Below are 19,941 nucleotides of genomic sequence, written 5' to 3' on the forward strand. Positions count from 1 at the left end.
TCGACCTTGCGGCAGCGCTTAACTCGCCTGACCGACCCGGCGCAGGGGATTCACATCGATGACATCCATGCCGGCATTGCGGGCGGCTTCCATACCCAGTTCCGTATCTTCAAAAGCATGACAGTTTGCCGGATCGACGCCGATACCCTGAGCCGCCAGAAGGTACACGTCCGGCGCAGGCTTGGGCTGGCTCACCTGCTCCGCCCCCACGACCGCACCAAACCACTCACGGATCCCAAGCGCGCCCAGAATACGTTCCGCCACCCAGGTCATACTGCCCGTGGCCACCGCCAAGGGCATATGGCCGCGATGAGCTTCGGCGATCGCAACCACCTCAGGAATGGGCTGCACATCCTCCAGCAGGTCGAGAAAGAGCAGCTCCTTCTCCTCCGTCACGGCGTCCACGTCCACTTGCTTGCCCTGCTCGCGTGCCAGCATTTCAATAATGACCGGTGCGGGCACCCCGCCCAGCGCATAAAAGCGATCCTCCGGAAACTCGATCCCGTATTTATGCATCGTCCGCGTCCAGGCCACAAAGTGCGTCGGCATCGTGTCCGCGAGCGTGCCGTCCATATCGAAAACCAGGCCGGCATATTTCAACTGTAGGTTTTGCATGCTGCTACAGGAGCGGGAAGCGGGCCGATCGCAAGGGAAATGCCACATTATCGTCATGTAACGGCAGCGCTCAAAGATTGAAATCGATTCGCTTTTTCACCCGCACATGCTTTCTCTCCCTGCCAATACCATGTTTCGTGCGATTCGTAATGCTTTCCTCACCGGGGTCCTCGTCATCCTTCCTTTGGGGGTGACTGTGATCATCATCAGCTTCCTGCTGGAAAAACTCGGCACCCCGGCCAGCAACCTCTTTTTCTGGTTCCTCGACCGTGACCTGCGCGAACAACCGCAGATCCAACTCCTGCTGGAAGCCATTTCCGTCCTCGTCGTCTTTATCCTCATCACCCTACTGGGTTTCGGTTCACGACTGGTCATCGGACGCATGCTGCTCAATACCTTCGAACGTGCCCTGGACCGCCTGCCGTTCATCAATTCCGTCTATCGTACGGTCAAACAGATCGTCGACACCTTCAGCCAACAGAAAAAGGCAGTCTTCCAAGAAGTGGTCCTGCTCGAATATCCGCGATCCCGCTCCTACGTGATCGGATTCTTGACGGGGAAAGCCAGCGGCGAAACGCAGGCCGTCACCGGTGAATCCATCGTCAATGTATTTATTCCCACCACTCCGAATCCGACCAGCGGCTTCCTCCTCATGTTGCCGGAGGAAGATATCACACGGCTCGAAATGTCGGTGGTGGACGGCATGAAGCTGATCATCTCGGGCGGGGCCGTGGTGCCACCCTACAACCCGAGCCAGGCGGTCACGATTGATAACCCGAAATCCGCCGAAGCCGAAGCGCCCGGCACCTTTCTCTAGTTGACATGGGCGCCCCTACCACGACCGAGCGCGCCCTACTCCTGCGCAGCACCCTGACCGGCGAGTCCTACCTAAAACTGGACATCCTTTCCGCCGAACAAGGGGCCTGCGTCTGCCTCAAACGTGTCTCCCGCAAGAACACACAGGCGGTCACACCGGACCTGTTCGACACCGCGGAAATCGAACTGGAACAGGCCCGCCAAGGCACCACCCGGTTCGTCCGTGACTACCGTCCCCTCCTCCGCCGTGATGCGATCGGCAAGGTGTACAAACGCTTGCAGCACGCCGCCCATTTCAGCCAGATCATTATCCTCAACGCCCCCCATATGCCGGATGCCGATACCCTCTTCGCACTCGCCGAACGAAGCTTCGATGCCTTCAACAGCGGCAAGACGCCGGAGATCGTCGCACTGAAAGGCATCTATCTCCTGCTCCGGGACGAAGGCTTTCCCGTCAATGAGTCCTGGTGGCCCCAGGTACCGAACGGACTGCGCAGCACCGCCAAGGACATCCTCAATCAGCCCGCCCCCAGCGACGCCCCCGCCGACATCGTCGATGTGGGCAAAGAACTCATGGAACACCTCCACCACTGGATGCGCCGTGAGACCGACCTGATGCTACCGAAGGGGTAGATGAGCAGCACGCCGAAACAGGAGCGATGCTCCCTATTAAAAATTCATAGTCGCGAAGGAGGGGAAACCAGGAACGCCTTGACCAGAACCCCTCCACCGCTTCGACAAGGCTCAGGGCAATCCGCTACGCGGTGGCTGATCCGGGCTTGATACAGCGGCCCAGCTCAGAAAACGAATAGTGCCAAGCTCAGGCCAGTAGGCGCGGGTCCATCATCCAGCGCAGGATACAGGGACCGAATTGACCGTAGTTGGAGACCGGCGCCCATTCGAGGCAGATCATGCTTCCGGTTTTCAGGCAGATACGACTGCGGCAGCGTTCCTCACAAAGGAGCTGCGAAGCCAGGATTTCGAGATTGGGGTTGTGCCCGACGATGAGGATATCCGAGGTGCAGCGCTCCAATGCGTCGATCACGGGTTGAGGGTCCATTTCCGGCTCCAGGGCTTCCATCTCCCCGGTTTCACTCACCGCACTGCCCCAAGCTTCAAGGAAGAGCTCTGCGGTCTCGACGGCACGCGCCAGTGGGCTGTGCCAGAGTACGCGAGGCGCAAAGCTGGCTTTTCCTTTGAAAAACCGGCCCATCGCCAGAGCCTGAGCGCGCCCCCTTTCGGCTAGGCAGCGGCTGGCATCAGGAAAGCCGGGAACGGCTTTGGCGTGTCTGAGTAGATAGACTTTCATCTAGAATAGCTCCATGGCAGTCGAACCGATACAACTTAGACTAAAAGAAACGCCGCCTTGCAAGCAAAGCGGCGCTCTCCAACAAACAACAAACTAATTACACAATGAAGTGAATCTGATGTAATAGACGGGCCTGCAGGCAAAACGTTCAAAGTTGTCGGAAATTTTCTTTCTTTTCGTTAGCAAGCACCCGCCAGCGGCCCGATCCGGGCAAAAAAAATACGCCGCTTGAAAAAAGCGGCGTATCACAAACAACAAACTTAAACACTTTCGAAATATGTAGTTATAGACGCAGGGGTGCGCAGAACGTTCAAAAATGCCGAAGATTTTGTGTAAAAAGTTCGAGCTCCGCCCCAATCGAATCCGCAAGTCTCTACAATTCAGTATATTTAGAACTTCGCCCGCGCGCCTTTTCGATTGGATATTTTTCGGCATTGCGACGCATTTTACGTTCAATGCATTCCGAAAGGTCGATTCCGGTAACATTGGCGAACTCAAGGGCGTACATCAGGATATCCGCCAGTTCCTCCTCCACCTTGCCGCGCAATTCCGGATTCGACAGATCCGTACGGGACTGCTCGGAGGATTGCCAGAGAAAGTGTTCCATCAGTTCGGCCGCCTCGGCCGCAATCGCCATAGAGAGGTTTTTCGGGGCGTGGAACTGCTCCCAGTCACGCTCGCGCGCGAATGCCAGAACCTTCGCCTTCAAGTCTTCTACCCGCGTTTCTGAGTCGCTCATGGGCACAACAGTTGGGAATAAAGAGGAAAAGGCAAAACCTCGCTGCCTGAAAGCAAAGGAGCACCGAAGCCACCCCCAAAAGTCTTAGAAAGGCTGGCTGGAATCACCGACGGCAGCCAACTCCGGACGGTTCGTATCCTTGTTGAAGCGCATGGAGAGCAGCTTGGAGACTCCCTTTTCGGGCATGGTCACCCCAAAGACGGTATCCGCATTCGAAATGGTACGCTTGTTGTGGGTAATAATGAGGAACTGGGACTTCTCCGTGAACCCGTGCAGGGTATCGCAGAATCGGCCGATATTGGCATCGTCGAGCGCCGCATCGATCTCGTCGAGCACACAGAAGGGACTCGGCTTGACCATGTAGATCGCAAACAGGAGCGCCACCGCGGCCATGGTCCGCTGGCCACCGGAGAGCAGAGTCACGCTCTTAAGGCGGGTTCCCGGAGGACGGGCGATGATCTCGATCCCCGACTCCAGCGGATCCTCCGCGTCAATCAGCTCCAGATCGGACGAGCCACCACCGGAGATCTTCTCGTAGGTGAACGCGAAATTCTTCTTCACCTGCTCGAAGGTGTCGCGGAACAGATTCTGGGAGGTCTCGTTGATCTCGTCGATCGTCTGGATCAAGGCGTTCTTTGAGTTCCAGAGGTCCTCGCTTTGCCCCTTGAGGAAGTCGAAGCGCTCCTTGAGGTCCGCATATTCGCTGATGGCATCCAGGTTCACCGGCCCCATGTTGGCAATACGCCCCTTCAACTCGGACACTTCCTGCTCTACAGAGGACCAGTCGGTGCCGTCCATTTCGGCCAGTTCTTCTTCGTTCGGGTCCCGGCGCTCATGCTTGGGCTGGGCTGCAATCTTGTCGGGATCGTCGAGATCGTCGAGGTTGACGCGTTTCTCAAACTCGAGATTGGCTTCCCAGAGTTCGGCCTTCCAGTCCACCTCACCGAGATGCACCTGGTAATCCCCCTCCGCGGCGGACTCGACGAAACCAAGCTGCGAGCGGGACTCGGCCAGCTTGACCTCCAACTTGTTCAGTTCCTGCTCGTGGGTCTTGGCCTCTCCGCGGCGGCCCCCCAGGCTATTGTCAATCTCGGCAATGGAGAGGTCCATATCCTTTAGCTTGGCACGATCCTGATCGAGCTGATCGGTCGCCACCTGAAGCGTATGGGCGAGCTCCTCGCTTTTCTCCCGTTCCATCACGGCGGTCTGCTCAAAGCCGGCAATCTGCTCGTTGACGGTGTCAATCTCCTGATTACGGCGTAGCACACGGTCCTGAATGCTGGCGGTCTCCCGCTGCACTTCACTCAGGATCCGGTCCACACTTTCGAGGCGCTGCTTCTTCTCGGCCAGTTCCAGCCGTACATCGGCCAAGGCCTCGCGCTTCTGGTCGCGGATTTCACGGGCATGGGCGATCGCATCTTCCAAGTCCGTGTTGCTCTGACGCTCGGCGGCCAGTCCCTCTTCCGCAGCCGAAAGCTCCTGCTGGGCTTCTTCAAGCTCCTGCACCGAGTCCGCATGCTGGAGGTCCAATTTTTCCAGCTCATCCTCGCTGCTTTGACGGGAACGCGCGTTGTGCTCGATTTTCTGCTCCTGGTTGCGCTCTTCGGCCATCAGCCCGGAAACCTCGCCGGAGAGCTCGGAGAGCCGCTGGCGCTGCTCTTCCACCGCCGCTTCGGCAGCATTGCGCTTATCATCCAACTCCGCGGCCTGCTCACGCAGTGCATTCAATTCCTTGCGCCCGGTATCGATCTCGGCACGCAATTGGCGGATCTCCGCTTCACGCTCAAGCACACTGGAGGATTTTTTGCCGGACTCGCGACCGCCGTAGATCAGCCCGCGGCAGTCGATGAGCTCTCCGTTTTTCGTCGCAACATAAAGGAAATTAAATCCGGGATTGCCTTCCCAGTATTCGACAAACGAGGCCAAATCCTCGGCAAAATAGCAGCCCCCAAGCAGTCTCTTGACGGGATCGGCCAAGTCGGCATCCCGGGCCTCGACCACGGAATTGGCCGGAACCAAGCCGTTCGGCAAGTTGGACGCGGGACTGAAACCGGAACCTAAAGTGTCAATTTGCAGGCAGGCTCGCCCCAGCAGTTCCGCTTCAAGCTTGCGTACAATGGCCAGCGTCTTGCCGGAATTGCCCACATAAAGCGCGTCAATCGCCGAGCCCAACAGGGTCTCCAAGGCGCCGGTATAGGCTGCCGCCACCTTGAATTCCTTCGAGAGAATCGTGACATTGGCCTCGCCCGCAGTCTCGCCGAGCTTGCCGCCCAGAATAGCTTTCGCGCCTTCCCCGAAGCCTTCAAACTTGGCTTGCAGGTTTTCCAGGACATTGAGTTGCGCCGTCTTCCGCGCCACGTTCCGGTCCTGTTCCTGGATCTGCTCCTGCTTGGAACGGAACGCGACCAGCGTGCTACTGGACTCCTGCCTGGCTTGCTCGAGAGCGGACTCGCTGGAGGCCTGCTCTTCGCGGCGCTTTTCCAGCAGGTGCTGAATTTCGACCAAACCGCGCTCCAGGACTTCGACTTCCTGCTTCAGGGTCAAAATCGCCTCGTTGAGCGAAGCGTGCTTCACCTGATAGGTCTTGAGCTCGACTTCAAGGGTAGTGCAGCGGGAGCGGGCACGGTTGATCCGGTTCTCCGCCTGCAAGACCGCCTGACGGCGCTCCTGCAAACGTGCCTCCATCTCGCCGAGTTCCTCCTGCGAACGTACCAGTTCGGCACTGCGGTCACGAAAGATGCGGTCGGAATCGTCCACCACACCGAGCTGCATCTGCTTGTTCTCACTCTCATTTTCGGCGCGCTCGGCCAGGGCTTTCTGCTGCGCGTCCAACTCGGCGATCTCTTTCTTGTACTCCTCGATCCGCCCCATCAGGTCCCTCGAACGGATATCCGCAAACTCGGCCTGATTATCGGCATTCTCCTTTTCGGAACGCAGGTTGTAAACACGCTGCTGCAACTCCTGCATGGTCTCGAAGAGCTCGCCACGCGCGCCCTTCTTTTCCGCAAGGATCGCCTCGTCCGTCGACAGGCCTTCATTCTGAACCTCGACCTTCTTGCGGAGCTCGACCGCCTTGGCCGACAATTCATCGATCCCGGACTTCAGTTCGGAGTAGCGGTGCGAGGAGTAGGCCAGGTCAAGGTGGGTCAGCCGGTGCTTGATACGCTGATAACGTAAGGCCTTGCTGGCCTGACGCTTCAGGGACCCGATCTGGCGGCTCACCTCTTCAATCACGTCGGTCACACGAGCCAGGTTGGCATCCACAAGGGACAGCTTGTTCAACGCTTCCTTGCGCTGGGCCTTGTATAAGGTGATGCCCGCCGCTTCTTCAAAAATCGTACGCCGCTCGGCCGGATTGGTCGAAAGAATTTGGTCGATCTGCCCCTGCAGCATGAAGGAATAGGACACACGTCCCACCCCCGTGTTGGCAAAGAGGCGCTGAATGTCTTTCAAGCGGGAGACTTTGCCGTTGATATAGTAGTCACTACCTCCGTCCCGGGTCACCCGGCGGGAAATCTCCACCTCATTGAAAGCGGTCCCCAGATCCGCTTCACAGTCGGTGAAGGTCAGGGAGACCTCGCAGGTCGGCAGGGCCTTTCGCTTGTCCGTACCCTCGAAAATGACATCCTGCATCGAGGATCCACGCAGCGCCTTCGCACTTTGCTCCCCTAGAACCCAGCGAATCGCATCGACAATGTTACTTTTCCCACAGCCGTTCGGCCCCACCACGGCAGTGATCCCTTTGCGCAAGTCCAAGCGAGTCCGATCAGCAAAACTTTTAAAACCACTAATTTCGATCTGTTTGAGATACATGCTTGTCTAGGCGGCGGAGGGAGAAAAACGTCTAAGAGAAGCGTCCCCCCGCAGCCTCGCAACCCAAAAACACAGGGGCGGAACAGTTGCCAATCGCTGCTGTTTATATAGCGTAGCACTCATATAACTATTTCTGATCATTACCATGACCCTCCCAAGAGATTGCTCCCGCGACGAATGGCCCCTCAAAGCCTATAAAAATCTGGATTTCCTGAATAGTGATGCCGCCCGCAGTATCCGCGTACTGTGCGAATTCACGGAACCGAGCCTGCGCTTCGCAGAAGAGAATATTGACGACACCATCGTGCTCTTTGGTTCGGCCCGCACGCTCCCCCCCGAGCGTGCCCGCCGGGAACTGGAGAAGGTGAAGGCCCGGATTGCGGACCCGTCGCACCCGACCCCGGCAGAAAAGCGCGCCCTCCACATAGCCGAAGCGAATCTGCGCATGTCGCCTTACTACGACGATGCGGTCGAGCTGTCCCGACTCATGACCGAGTGGTCCATGAGCCTGCCGGAAGACCACGGCAAGCGCTTCACCATCTGCTCCGGAGGCGGCCCCGGGATCATGGAAGCCGCCAACAAAGGGGCTCAAATGGCCGGAGGCAAATCGATCGGCCTCGGAATCAGCCTCCCGTTCGAGCAGCGCGTCAACGAATACATTCCGGAGGAGCTACAGTTTGAGTTCCATTATTTCTTCGTGCGGAAGTTCTGGTTCGTCTCGATGGCCAAGGCACTGGTCGCCTTCCCCGGCGGTTTCGGCACAATGGACGAGCTCTTCGAAACACTCACCTTGATCCAAACCAACAAGATCGAGAACAGGCCTCCGGTTCTTCTCTACGGACGCGAGTTCTGGAATGACGTGATTGATTTCGACGCAATGGTGAAATGGGGCACCATTTCACCGGAAGATCCGGCCCTCTTCCACATCATCGATTCAGTGGAGGACGCCCGCGACTACCTGATCGAGGAGCTCTCCAAACACTTCATCGACAAACCGGAAAGCTTGCTGAGGCGGCACAGGCCCTAGCCGCCTGCGCTAGGAAAAGCTGGGCTGATAGGCATCGTGCAGACGCAGCAGTCCCTCCAAGCGTCCACTGGCTTCCTCCACCACCGGCAAGACCGAGATCTGCGACGGGCGGTCTTCCATAATGCGAAGCGCTTCGCCGAGTGACATGGCGGATTGCGCGGAAATCGGGTTGCGGGTCATACAGTTACCAACCGCCTTGCCCAAAATATCGTCCTCACTGGAAAGCAAGCGCCGGATGTCTCCGTCAGTCACTAAACCAAGCAGTTTGCCCTCTTCATTCACAACACAGGCAGCCCCCAAGGGATAGCGGGTCATCGCGATCACGACTTCGCGCAAGCTTGCGGTTTCCGGGGCACAGGCGACCTTGGGCGCGGGGTGCATCACCTCCCCCACGGTCATGAGCAGGTTGCGCCCGAGTTGGCCGCCGGGATGGAAGGTGGCAAATTCCTCTGCCGTGAAATCGCGGGCTTTGACCAGGGCTGCCGCCAACGCATCTCCCATGGCCAGGCTGACCGTCGAACTCGAAGTCGGCATCAGGTTCAGGGGGTCCGCCTCCTTCTCGACACTCGCGTCGAGCACGACATCTGCCTTCTCCGCAATGGGTGATTCGGTATTGCCCACGATGGCAATCACAGGCGATTCAAACTTCCGGAACATGGGCATCAGCCGCAGAACCTCGGCGGTACTGCCACTTTTAGAGAGCACAATGGTCGGGTCGCCCGGTTGGTACACCCCAAGGTCCCCATGAATCGCTTCCGCGGCATGAAGGAAAACCGAGGGGATTCCTGAGCTGGAGAAAGTTGCGGCCAATTTCGAGCCGATATGGCCGGACTTGCCGATACCACAAATCACGAGCTTGCTCTTTGACCTCAGGATCAACTCTACGGCCTTATCGAAGGCAGCATCCAGGCGGTCGGCCGCGATTTGAATCGCGACCGCTTCTGCGTGCATGGCTTGCTTGCCTACAGCAACATGGTTGGGGTTCGTGTCCGTCATCCTGTATGAGCTACAATGCCCGCCTCCGAAGGTAAAGCTATTTGCCACCTAGATAGCAAAGCACCAGGCAATCGCGAATGTGCCCAGAACCAGCGCCCCGCTCAACCAGGCAAAGCCCTGGACCCGACGAAAAAAGGATTGAAAAAAGGCAGCGACAAAACCGATGAGCCCCCCACAAAAGAATCCGCTAATATGCGCGGCCACATCCACCCGGTAATCCCCCATTCCCAGCAGTCCGAGCAAGGTTAACCCACCAAAGACCGGTACAAACCAGAGCGGCATATTGAGCCGACGATCCGGCTCCGAGAGGGCCGCCCGAACCCCCACCCCGGTTAAAAGTCCGAGTGCCCCGAAAATGGCGGTCGAAGCGCCAATCGACAGGTGTGCCTCCGGGTAGTAAACCCAGGCATTCAAACCGTTGCCCAGAACGCCTGAAATAAAAATCAACAGCCAGCCGGCAGCTGCCCCAAAGAAACGTGCGACAAAAAAGGCAAAGCCCATACCGGCCACAAGGTTGGAGACGAGATGCACCAGATCGCCGTGCAAGCCCAGCGCGGTTACGATCCGCCAATACTCATGTGCGCGGATGATCGCCACGGCATCTCCCGCCCCCCGGTCCACCAGAGGCAGACCCTGTTGCGCAATGAAGAGCGCAATCAGGACCAAGCCGTAAAGGATGAAGGAAGTGTAGCCGACCTCGAAATCCTCATAGACGAAACGGGAACGCTGCGGGTGCCGTAAGCGCATGCCCGACACAGCATCCAGTTCCTGCCGAACAGCGGTAATGGCCTTCTCGCGCACGCATAGGATATAGTTCTCCTCATGCAGGATCAGCCAATAGGCCTCACCCATCGCCAAAACCGCCAAGCCGGCATCCGCGGCCACTGACCGGTCCGTGTACAATTCGACTGGAACGAAGCCCTCCGGTACGTCCAACCCGGCCGGAACCGACAGCTCGAATTTCGCCTTTTCTTTGCAAGTCGACATCTTTTCATCAAATTAAGCAGTTAGGTTCAGAGATAAACCTTTAACCCAATATATTATGATAAAGAAAATTCTGCTCATTCTTGTGCTGCTGGCCGTTGCAGGCGTAGCTGCCATCTATTTCTTCGGCTCGAGTGCCCTGAATTCGGGGATTAAGAACGGGGTTGAGACTTACGGCCCTCGCGTGACTCAAACGACCGTCCGGCTCGATGCCGTCAATCTATCCGTCCTCTCCGGTAACGGCAAGCTGACCGGACTTTACATTGGCAATCCCGAAGGCTATCAGAGTGAAAACATCTTCGCGCTCGGGGAAATCGAAGTCGAAATCGATAAAGGAACCGTGTTCAGCGACAAGATTGTGATCAACAAGATCATCATCAATAAACCTGAAATGAGTTATGAAAAGAAGCTCATGGGCTCGAACGTGAAAGATCTGCTCAAGAATATTGAGGACTTCACCGGCGGTTCCTCTGAGACCGCCCCCTCGGAGGAGACCGCTACCGAAAGTGACGGGGCTTCCAAAAAGGTCGTGATCAAACAGCTCGTGATCGACGAATGCACCGTTTACGTCGGTGCACTCGGCGTCGGCCAAACCGTGACACTTCCCCGTATCGAGATGACTGATATCGGCGAAGGCGATCAATCCGTCACTCTGGCCCAGGCAACCAATCTCATTCTGACCCAGGTCCTCGCCAATATCGGCCCCGCCATCGCGGAAAGCGGCATTAGCACCGAAAGCACCACCAAAGCGCTGGGTGACGCCGCAGGTGATGCCGTCAACAAGGCAAGCGAGAGCATCAAGGGACTCTTCAACAAATAACCTGATTGGCACTCTTTCAAAGCCCGGCGGCAACGCCGGGCTTTTTTTGGGTTCATCGTGAATGGCACGGACTTAATGAGGGGAATTGAATATTTGGGCCTATAGAGGCTTTGGGCGGTAGTGGCTGCTTTAGCTGCCATATTACGTCCTGCAGGTGCGTCGACTTGCTGGCGACTGAAGTCGCCACTACGGATCATTGCCTTAAGTCCGTGCCATTCGGGTTCATCGTGAATGGCACGGATGAAACAAACCGCTCCGATTTGACAAACCGGCCTTATGCTCATGCTCGTTGCTTCTGCGGTTCGGTAATACCACTTCGAAAACTTATGGAAGTTTTGCAGCACTCGGTCGCACGGCGATTCGGGACAATCGCCCTCCCGTGCTGGTAAAAGGGGAAGAGCCAAACATGATGAATCCCGAATGATCCCAAAGGACCGTAAAACGGCCTGTCCTCAGCTTATCAAAGCGGTGGAGGGGTGTCAGTCACACTCAACTTCAAACGGAATGTCATACATACCCGCTCATCGACGATACACAAAAAAAGCGCGATTCCGGAAAGGAACCGCGCTTCTTGCACAAATGTTAAGGTCTGGCCTTAGAGACGATCGTAGGAGCTGCGCTTGCCACCATCTTCTTCAAGTGCTTTGCGCTCTTCCAAGAGTTGCTTGCGGTATTTGGCATCCTCAATCGCTTGGATCGTCGTGCTCAAGCGCTTGGCTTCCTCTTCACGAAGTTCTTTTTCCTTAATGGACGTCAATTCGTCGATCTTCTGCAACTCAGTGGCCGGCACCTTGTAGCCGGGAATCTCGCTCGGCAGGATATCCATTTGCTCAATCATACGCGGATCAATGACATCCTTGTATGTCGAACCGTCCGGATTCAAGGTCTTGGCGGTGATAAAGATAATCAGGTTACGCTGACGGATCGAATCAGAATCGCTGCGGAACAAACGACCAATACCCGGCACATCCCCAATGAAAGGAACACGCGAGGACTCCTTGGAGATGGTATTCTCGGTCAGGCCACCAATTGCCAGGGTGTATCCATCCTTGATGACAATCGAGGTTTCAGTACGACGACTATCGATGATCGGAATCTGCGTCCCTTCGATCAAGGCGAACTCCTCCGTACTGGAAACTTCCGGAATAATCTTCATGTTAATGAAACCGGCACTGTTCACCTGAGGCGTCACATCAAGGTTGATGCCGATATCTTCGAATTCGATATCATCCAACTGGCGGGTGCCGGTCTCAGCATTGAAGGTGTATTTCGGAATCGGATAGCGTTGCCCGATCGCAATCTTGGCTTGCGTATTGTTCAGCGTAACAACCGTCGGATTGGAGACCAGCTCCACATTATTCTTCGAGTCCAAAGCGCTCACAACCGCTTGGAAGGCATCGGCAGAGAGAACAGCCGTGTCGGCACGCAAGATCGTTTCGCCTCCTTCACGTACAATTTGCCGGGTAATGCCACCCAAGCTACCGTCTTCAGAGGTCAAGTCGCTGGCAGCCTGAAGGGTGAAATCCTGAAGCGAACTCCAGTTGATCCCCAGATCTTTGGAATCCGTATCCGTCACTTCAACAAACTTGGACTCGATCATCACCTGCTCGGTGGCCGTATCCAGACGATCAATGATATCTTGGATCTTGTTCATACGGGAAGGACGCTCGGTAATGATCAGCGCGTTACTCCGCACATCGACCTGAATACGTCCACCAGCGGCAGCATCGACCAACGGTGCGATGGAACCTTGCAGATCCTTGGCCTGCGCGTAATTCACGACAAACACGCGGGTGTCCACCGGCTCAGTGGTCAGTTCTTCGATACTCTTGATCAGGATGATATTGCGGTCTTCAACGTAAGTGTAGCCGAAAGGCTCCAGAACAACTTCAAAGACCTGGCGCCAGGTGATGTTGCGAAGCTTCACCGTCGAGCGGCCCTGCAGGGTCTCTGGAATCACAAGGTTGAGATCAAAGAGATCCGCCACATTACGCAGGATGATACGGACGTCTTCCTCGAGGAAGTCGACGGAGATCTTCTCTTCTTCAGCCATGACCGCTTCACCACCACTGGTTGCAGCGTCCGGCAGCTCCAGGACAATATCGGAATCACTCGGCAAGGCCGTGGTGACTTCGGCGATTTCCGGCTCGCTCGCAAGAGCGGCCCCTTCGATCGGCAGTTCCGGGATTTCGACGACAACAGGATCGGATGTTTCGACAACGACTGCGACATCCGAAGCCGGGCTGGCCGTGCTATCGACGGCTGCGATTTCTTCGACCACGACCACATCGGATACATTCATATCCTCAGTCGCCGGATCTGCTGCCTGCGCCCGGGCAATGATGGGCAGAGCCAGCAGCGCGAATATGACTTTGTTCTTTTTCATAGACAGTGAGCTTGGGTTAAATTTAAGCGATTTGTTCGGTTTATTGTTTAGTTAGAGTTATGTATTATTATTTTATTCGTTAGACAAAGAAATGCTGGAATTACTGTTGGAACTGGTGGCAAACGGAATGGTCTCGGCCAGCTCTTTCATCCCTATCTTGAATCCTTCGGTGGTCACCTCGAGAATCGTGACATTGAATTCCTGACCGGGAAGGTCCGGAAGTTTCGCAGGAAATGACGAGCCCATCCGGAGTAAGCCCCCCCCTTGCAACTGCATGTAGCGGGTCGAGCCGCGGGCCATGGTCCCCCGGACCTGCTTAGCCAGGCTGATTCCAATCGCCTTGAGTATGCTGGCGTCATCATAGACAACCGGGGTCGCCGGAACGTCAACCAGCCCGTCATCGGATGTAGCCACCCCAACGACCGCTTCCTCCGGTTGCTGTTCAAACGAAAATGGATTCTCCATATTTTCAACCACACTGAGAAAACGCGAATCCGCCTTGGATAAATAGCGGTCAGTCGCCTCCAGCACCTCTTCCCGGTTCTGGATCTTCAAAACCATCCCCTTCCCTCCGGTTAACTTGAGCGAGGACTTAGCCGGCAGCGCCTGCACCAAACAGAAGCCCATCACCGCGGTGAACACGATGCGCAAGTTGATCATGATTTACCTCCTTCCCTCTTTTCAGCCAGAACGACGACTCGGATCTTTGCGTCAAGCTGGGTCAAACTCTTGCCCGACTGGGCCATTTGCAGATCCGACACACGGATAAACGGATCCGCCGCATTGAGCGCATACAGTAACTTTGCCAATTGAGGAAAGCTGCCGTTCACCGTGATCTCGTAAACAAGGGTACCATGCAATTTCAAAGCATGCGGCCCTTTCGGAGCGAAAACAGGATCTTCTCCGGGCAACTGGTTCACATTCGAAATGACCACATCGACATCATCCTCGAAGGAATAGAAGAAATTGGTATTAATCGCGCGCTCGTCCTGTTGAAAAAGACGGGACTCAATGAGTTCGACCTTTTCCTCCAAGGACTTCGCATCCGCTTCCAGACCTTTCGAATTCTTTGAATTCTCGTCGATGACCCGCAGACGTGACGTCAATTCCGTCTCAGTCGTAGTCAGTTCTCCCAAAATATCGCCACGCAGGTAGTAGGTCACGGCACTGATCAATGCCACGATCACACATACCACTGCGAGTGGATACTGCTTGATAAGATCTATAATGTCCTTGGGCTTCATGCTCCTCCCTTCTTCACAGGCTTTGCTGCGCTTGGTGTCAGCACGATGGTCAGGCGATAGGGGAAGATCCCCGTCTTCAGATTCTTGGATTCAAGCGATTCACTGATTTCACGGGTATACTCCGCTTGGTTCAGGAATTCCGCTTCCTGCAAGGCATTCTTAAACTCATCGAGTACGGGCAGTTCGCGGACTTCACCGGAAATCGTGATCCGGCATTCCACGATATTCTTATTCTTCTGCTTCACGACCTGCTCGGACAACGCCAAGCGGGTAAAGATCAGATCCTTCGGCCTGAGCGTGAGCAGATCCGCCACAAACTCGTGTGCCAACCAGGGCGCAGAATAGAAGGTATCCACCTCGATGACATAATTAGCGGCATCCCGAAAGCGCTGACTCGTCTTCAAATGTAAATTGTCGTCCGCTTCAGCCACCGTGATCTGCTGCTGCAGCTCCTGGATCGTCGCGCCCAGCGAGTAGGCCTTGTATTCCTTCTGCAAAAGAAGGACCGCGGCAATCAGCGCCACACCAATCGCGATGGAATTAACGATGAATCCGGTCCGGATCACCTTGATATCCGGCAAGGTGGACGGGATATTGAAATTCGGCCGCCAGTACGGTTGAATATCTTTTTTATTCCTGCTCACTGGCAACTTCCTCCCTTAAGTGAAATTCCCCCATGAGGCTGAACAGGCCCATCCAGCGGCCTCCCAGACTCGAAAGTTCGACTTTATCCGAAACCTTGACCTTCAGGCTGTCCAACCAGGCGCCGAGGTCCGGCTGCATAATCTCCAAGCCCAGCGAATCCGAAACAGTCTTGGCCACCCAACTCAGGTTTTTGGGAAGCATGCCAAGAAATACCTTTTCGATAGTCTGGCCGGTCTGCACTTCATAGAATCCGGCCGTCGCCTGCAACTCCTTGGTCATGCGCCGCAGCAGTTTCGGACCCATTTCCGCGAAATCAAAGGTGTTGGAGAAAAACAGCTTTCGCGCCGAAGCCTCGTCCTTGAGACCAAGCTCACGCTGCAACATCGGATAAATGCTATCGAGGCCGAAAGGCAGAGGCCGGGCGACCTCAACTTGCCCCTGGTTCTGAATAAAAATATTGGCACTCTTCGAGGTCAGCTCGAAGCTAAGGATCGGTGCCTTGATGCTATTAAAGCGGGCATAATCGCAAACGCCGCCCAAGGTCGTAATGGTGGAGAGTTCCAAACGGCCGGGATAGACACCGTAGCTGAGCAGTTTATCCTGCTCCTTTTGGAAGGCAACGGTCGGCCCGCCGCAGAAGACCAGCTTCTTACTGAGGCTCTTCTGAAAATCAAAATCCGAGCCGTCACGCGCATCCAGAATCGAGATGCTGTTCTCGTCCGCATTCACGCTGAACTCTGATTTCAGCACTTCGGAGAGATACTTGGGATCCTTGGCTTTATTCACCGTCTCAGCCTCAAAGAACCGGACAAAACGGTTATCGGGGTAGACACCGCAACGGGAAACATAATAAGAGGCGTTCTTAAATTCGACCAGTTCTTCAAGGAAAGCACGAACTTCATCCGGATCCTGCCCATCCTTGAGCGGGAATTCGGCAATTTCCTCGATTTCAATCGGAAGTTTATAACCGGAGGTCCTGGCTGCCAGAATGGCGAACTCAGACGCATCCACGTATAGACCTTTCGTCTTGGGAGTCAGCATATCGATTATTCAGCGCGATAGATTAGAGTGCTTCCGGAACCACGGCCCGTCGGTATGTACACAAGAGAGCAGGTTAAGTCTAACACAGGGACAATCTTTGAACTCACCCATTTAGCTGGGCAAGCCGAAAAGCCCAAACTAATCACCTAAAGCCTTTAATAAAAAGATATTTACAAATATTCAGGGGCATTTACCTCATAGCTAGACCCAGCCCCCCAATAAAGACTCTACGAAGTTTAACGTAGAAATGCGGATCCAGTCCCTTCGCCATCTTCAGCGCAAAAAAAACGGCCCCATTTCGGGGCCGTTTGAAAATTGTAGGTGGAATACCTCTCCCAAGTGCGGGACTTTACCAAGTCCGCTTCTTGTGACGATTCGACTTCAAGCGCTTACGACGCTTGTGCTTGTTCATCTTGAGACGACGCTTCTTTTTAAGGTTACCCATTACAGTATTTGTGCGATTAAAGAGTGGAAAGTGGCGGAGAAAGACAAAATTGGGGAGCCATGTAAAGCGTTTTCTTTATTTACCTCCTCCCGCCAGCTCCGGCTCCAGCCCCAACAACCTCAAGAACACGCCCAGAGAAGACGGCACCTGGGCCCGAAGACAATCGCCATCGACAGGTTCCAGGAGCGCCAAATGCAGCGCCAGCCCCTCAAATGCAGAGCCTGCCAATCCCGGCCCCCGCTGCTTCGGCTTCAAATCTCTCAAGCTGGGAGCACTCCCCCCGCCGTAAAGGGCATCCCCGAGGAGGGGAAATCCCAAAGTCGCCGCGTGGGCGCGGATTTGATGCGGTCGGAGAAAGTCACATTCCGCACGCCAGAGACACAGGCCCGAAGCGCCCTCCCCGACAAGTGTAAAGCGTGTCCAAGCCTTCTTTCCTTTCGCCGAGGAAGGGATCATCTTTGGCTTAACCCGATGCGGCAAGAGCGGCGCCTCGCAGAGCAGCTCACACTCCCCCCCGTCGGCTGCACCGGCAATGCAGTAAAAGACGAAATGCATCTCCTGCGAACCAAAGCAATTACGCAAGGTACCAACGGCCTCACGGGTTTTACCGAAAAGCGCGACCCCACTCGCCTCGGGATCGAGATAATAAACCGAACCGAAGGCTGAAGCGTTCCGACGAAGCAATTCCGGCTTTCCGGATGCAAGCTGCGCATTCAAGGCGGAGTCCATGTCAGGCACGCCGGCATTCCAGGGATGCTGACGAATCGCAACGCCGGCCGGTTTATCCAGCGCAATCCAATCATCGGTTTCAGCCAGCACCTCCAGACGCAGAGGCTGGTCTCCGAGATAAGGCGGCGGAAAGCCGATCGCATTACTTGATTTGCTACGTCCCATATCCGCAGGTAAAAACAAAACACCCCCGGTTCGACAAGCGAAACCGAGGGCATAGTGGGTGGGGTAGAAAAATTCTACTTGGCCAGAAGCTGGGCGCAACGAGCCTTGTGACGTGCAACCTTGTTCGCGTGCACCAGACCGGCCTTGCCGGCCTTGTCCAAAGCGGAGATGTAAAGGCGCGAAGCATTGCCGAGCGCATCCTTGTCACCGGCAGCCACAGCTGCGTCAACCTTCTTGGCAAGGGTCTTCAGGCGGCTCTTCACCTGGCGGTTGCGAAGTGTACGAGTCTCCGTTTTACGGATATATTTGAGTGCGGATTTACAATTAGCCATATCAGAAAATGTTTAAGAGGCGGGAAAGTGGTGAGCGAGCCCCCCCCTGTCAAGGCCGAAAAACGCTCGATTCGTGTTCGCCGGACGCAACGAAAAACAGGCTCCGGACCACGAGAGCCGGCAAGTGTCGATCCCGGCATGCTGTAAGCCGGATTTTGTCCGCCAGTCGCAAGCGACCGGCTGTGCGCCCATTCATCTACCTCGCCGGAGCGAAGTTTCCGCGATGCGGAATGCGGCATACCCGGAATCATAGGACGGGCCGCCCGATTCCCTATTTTGCCTTGCACCGGATTGGGTTTATCCTGCCTTCATTGTTACCTCTGAAGCGGTGAGCTCTTACCTCCCCTTTTCACCCTTACCCCTCGACTCGCTCGGGGCGGTATATTTTCTGTGACACTATCCGTCATGACCGGTTACCCTGCCATGCCCCCGCTTTCACGGGGAATCCTGCCCTGCGATGTCCGGACTTTCCTCTCACCAGAAAACTGGCAAGCGGACGCCCGCATGCCGGGATCGACCCCACCAGCCTGCAGGCTTGAGTGGGAAAATCAAGCGGCGAATCCGCTACTCGACAACAGGCGCCGCCGGCGCCTCAGCCGGGGGCGTAGCCGCTTCCTCAAGGGAAGGCACATCCACGACCGGCTCATCGTTCCCCGAAATATGCGAAATAATCGGAAGGAAGAGAGCAAGAAGGACCGCGATCGATGAACCGAAGAAAGCCTTGCCCGCGTCACTGAAGATCAGATTGGTCACCTTCTTCTTACTGCGGTGTCGCATGCGAAGGGCCAGACCCACCTCACGCCCCGCCAAAAGGCCGAGGAAAACCCAAGTGGTGCTCATCGGCATCTTCTCAGGCCAGGGAATATCCATGTTCAACTTTGCAAATAGTTTCGGAATGTAGTCCACCTTGAAAAAGAGCAGCACCAGACCATAATGCAGGTCGATGAAGGTCGCGGAGCGGACGTCGAGCGTATTGGTCTTCTTGGTCACCACCTTTTGGATCTTCCCGCCCTTCTCGCGGAAGATATAAGCCTGCATCAGCGACATCGACCCGAGGGCCAAGGCCAAGCCCCACCAGCTGACCTCACGCGGCAAATATACAAAGATATTCGCCAAGTCCTGCACCAGCCACATCGACCAGAGGAACCCGGTAGAGAGCCATTGGAAACACATCCATGCCGGGTGCAGTTCGTTGTGGTGGTCCCCTTCCGCCTTAATTCTGCGTTCTACGAGATAAAGCACCGCATAGAAGATCAGGAGGCCGATCGCAAATGCGATGGCGTAGCCCACGAGCGACTTCTTCATCATCGAGGTAAAGAGATCCACCGCGGAACTGGGATCCTTGCCCTGCTGCTGGGCCACCAAGCCCTTGAACGCAGTCAACACCAGCAATGAGGTGCTGACCGGTATTCCTAAACGCGTCAAAAAGACAAGAATCAGAGGCGGCAGGACGAAAAGCCAGGTAAAGACACCGCTATACTGAAAGGGGTGCGGCACCACCTTCCCTTCGGCTGAAAGACGACCGAATGCCGGATCGCCCCCATTGGCCACCCAGCCCCAGGTCACCGTAACAATCATAATACCGGTGATCCAGATCCAAAGCCACCACCACGGACGCTTGGTGTTCGAAGCAATAAAGGTCCCTAAAGTTTGAATCGAATCGTTTGCCACAATGGCGTAAGCCGCCAAAAGGAAACCACAAATCATGAATAGCTCAGACATAGCAGAAATCGGGAAAGCCTTTGGACAAATAGCAATCCGAACAGCCCGCCAAGCACGAAAAAGCATTCAAGGCCAACAATTCGCTCCCCTTACGTCTCGCAATTCCTGTCCTT

At 55.6% G+C, this 19,941-nt stretch carries 19 protein-coding genes and 1 other RNA gene; 4 read left to right on the forward strand and 16 right to left on the reverse strand.

What is annotated here, in order from left to right:
- Positions 1-18: 18 nt before the first annotated feature.
- Positions 19-615, reverse strand: coding sequence for an HAD family hydrolase (locus tag O2597_RS13205; RefSeq protein WP_269525591.1), 597 nt, complete (start codon positions 613-615; stop codon positions 19-21).
- A gap of 106 nt (positions 616-721) precedes the next feature.
- Here O2597_RS13205 and O2597_RS13210 point away from each other — a divergent pair, with 106 nt between their 5' ends.
- Both O2597_RS13210 and O2597_RS13215 read left to right on the forward strand, forming a co-directional pair.
- A complete protein-coding gene (locus O2597_RS13210) occupies positions 722-1,432 on the forward strand; it encodes a DUF502 domain-containing protein (protein WP_269525593.1) in 711 nt (236 codons plus the stop codon).
- A gap of 5 nt (positions 1,433-1,437) precedes the next feature.
- A complete protein-coding gene (locus O2597_RS13215; protein WP_269525595.1) occupies positions 1,438-2,064 on the forward strand; it encodes a hypothetical protein in 627 nt (208 codons plus the stop codon).
- Positions 2,065-2,251: 187 nt separating this feature from the next.
- Here the strand turns inward: O2597_RS13215 and O2597_RS13220 are convergent, their stop codons facing one another.
- The 3 genes from O2597_RS13220 to smc all read right to left on the reverse strand — a co-directional run bounded on the left by O2597_RS13220 (position 2,252) and on the right by smc (position 7,292).
- Positions 2,252-2,740, reverse strand: a complete 489-nt coding sequence (locus tag O2597_RS13220; RefSeq protein ID WP_269525596.1) for a SixA phosphatase family protein — start codon at positions 2,738-2,740, stop codon at positions 2,252-2,254.
- A gap of 373 nt (positions 2,741-3,113) precedes the next feature.
- Complete coding sequence (locus O2597_RS13225; RefSeq protein WP_269525598.1) at positions 3,114-3,479, reverse strand: nucleotide pyrophosphohydrolase; 366 nt, start codon at positions 3,477-3,479, stop codon at positions 3,114-3,116.
- A gap of 84 nt (positions 3,480-3,563) precedes the next feature.
- Positions 3,564-7,292, reverse strand: coding sequence for a chromosome segregation protein SMC (smc, locus tag O2597_RS13230; protein ID WP_269525600.1), 3,729 nt, complete (start codon positions 7,290-7,292; stop codon positions 3,564-3,566).
- A gap of 145 nt (positions 7,293-7,437) precedes the next feature.
- Between smc and O2597_RS13235 the strand changes: the two genes are divergently transcribed.
- A complete protein-coding gene (locus tag O2597_RS13235; RefSeq protein WP_269525602.1) occupies positions 7,438-8,319 on the forward strand; it encodes an LOG family protein in 882 nt (293 codons plus the stop codon).
- A gap of 9 nt (positions 8,320-8,328) precedes the next feature.
- Here O2597_RS13235 and O2597_RS13240 read toward each other — a convergent pair whose 3' ends face one another.
- Positions 8,329-9,315, reverse strand: coding sequence for a KpsF/GutQ family sugar-phosphate isomerase (locus O2597_RS13240; RefSeq protein ID WP_269525604.1), 987 nt, complete (start codon positions 9,313-9,315; stop codon positions 8,329-8,331).
- Between the two features lie 48 nt (positions 9,316-9,363).
- Positions 9,364-10,302, reverse strand: a complete 939-nt coding sequence (locus O2597_RS13245; protein ID WP_269525606.1) for a rhomboid family intramembrane serine protease — start codon at positions 10,300-10,302, stop codon at positions 9,364-9,366.
- A gap of 55 nt (positions 10,303-10,357) precedes the next feature.
- Here O2597_RS13245 and O2597_RS13250 point away from each other — a divergent pair, with 55 nt between their 5' ends.
- Positions 10,358-11,119, forward strand: a complete 762-nt coding sequence (locus O2597_RS13250; RefSeq protein ID WP_269525608.1) for a hypothetical protein — start codon at positions 10,358-10,360, stop codon at positions 11,117-11,119.
- 595 nt (positions 11,120-11,714) lie between these two features.
- Here the strand turns inward: O2597_RS13250 and O2597_RS13255 are convergent.
- From O2597_RS13255 to O2597_RS13300, 10 genes are all read right to left on the reverse strand, one after another.
- Positions 11,715-13,505, reverse strand: coding sequence for a type II secretion system protein GspD (locus O2597_RS13255; RefSeq protein WP_269525610.1), 1,791 nt, complete (start codon positions 13,503-13,505; stop codon positions 11,715-11,717).
- Positions 13,506-13,577: 72 nt separating this feature from the next.
- Positions 13,578-14,165, reverse strand: a complete 588-nt coding sequence (locus O2597_RS13260) for a hypothetical protein (protein ID WP_269525612.1) — start codon at positions 14,163-14,165, stop codon at positions 13,578-13,580.
- Positions 14,162-14,749, reverse strand: coding sequence for a GspMb/PilO family protein (locus O2597_RS13265; protein WP_269525614.1), 588 nt, complete (start codon positions 14,747-14,749; stop codon positions 14,162-14,164). The genes O2597_RS13260 and O2597_RS13265 overlap by 4 nt, the downstream gene beginning before the upstream one ends.
- On the reverse strand, positions 14,746-15,393 hold the full coding sequence (locus tag O2597_RS13270; RefSeq protein WP_269525616.1) for a hypothetical protein: 648 nt from the start codon (positions 15,391-15,393) through the stop codon (positions 14,746-14,748). Before O2597_RS13270 ends, O2597_RS13265 begins: the two co-directional genes overlap by 4 nt.
- A complete protein-coding gene (locus O2597_RS13275; protein ID WP_269525617.1) occupies positions 15,380-16,435 on the reverse strand; it encodes a hypothetical protein in 1,056 nt (351 codons plus the stop codon). Before O2597_RS13275 ends, O2597_RS13270 begins: the two co-directional genes overlap by 14 nt.
- 349 nt (positions 16,436-16,784) lie before the next feature.
- Positions 16,785-16,880, reverse strand: coding sequence for an AURKAIP1/COX24 domain-containing protein (locus tag O2597_RS13280; RefSeq protein ID WP_110132168.1), 96 nt, complete (start codon positions 16,878-16,880; stop codon positions 16,785-16,787).
- Between the two features lie 75 nt (positions 16,881-16,955).
- Positions 16,956-17,774 (reverse strand): pseudouridine synthase, encoded by an 819-nt coding sequence (locus O2597_RS13285; RefSeq protein WP_269525619.1) that lies wholly within the window; start codon positions 17,772-17,774, stop codon positions 16,956-16,958.
- Positions 17,775-17,848: 74 nt separating this feature from the next.
- On the reverse strand, positions 17,849-18,106 hold the full coding sequence (rpsT, locus tag O2597_RS13290) for a 30S ribosomal protein S20 (protein ID WP_269525620.1): 258 nt from the start codon (positions 18,104-18,106) through the stop codon (positions 17,849-17,851).
- Between the two features lie 128 nt (positions 18,107-18,234).
- Positions 18,235-18,618, reverse strand: an RNA gene (gene rnpB, locus O2597_RS13295) — RNase P RNA component class A.
- Positions 18,619-18,670: 52 nt separating this feature from the next.
- Positions 18,671-19,828, reverse strand: a complete 1,158-nt coding sequence (locus O2597_RS13300; protein ID WP_269525622.1) for a hypothetical protein — start codon at positions 19,826-19,828, stop codon at positions 18,671-18,673.
- Between the last annotated feature and the right edge of the window lie 113 nt (positions 19,829-19,941).

It is taken from the genome of Coraliomargarita parva (assembly GCF_027257905.1).
In the GTDB taxonomy this organism is placed as follows: Bacteria; Verrucomicrobiota; Verrucomicrobiia; order Opitutales; family Coraliomargaritaceae; genus Coraliomargarita_A; species Coraliomargarita_A parva.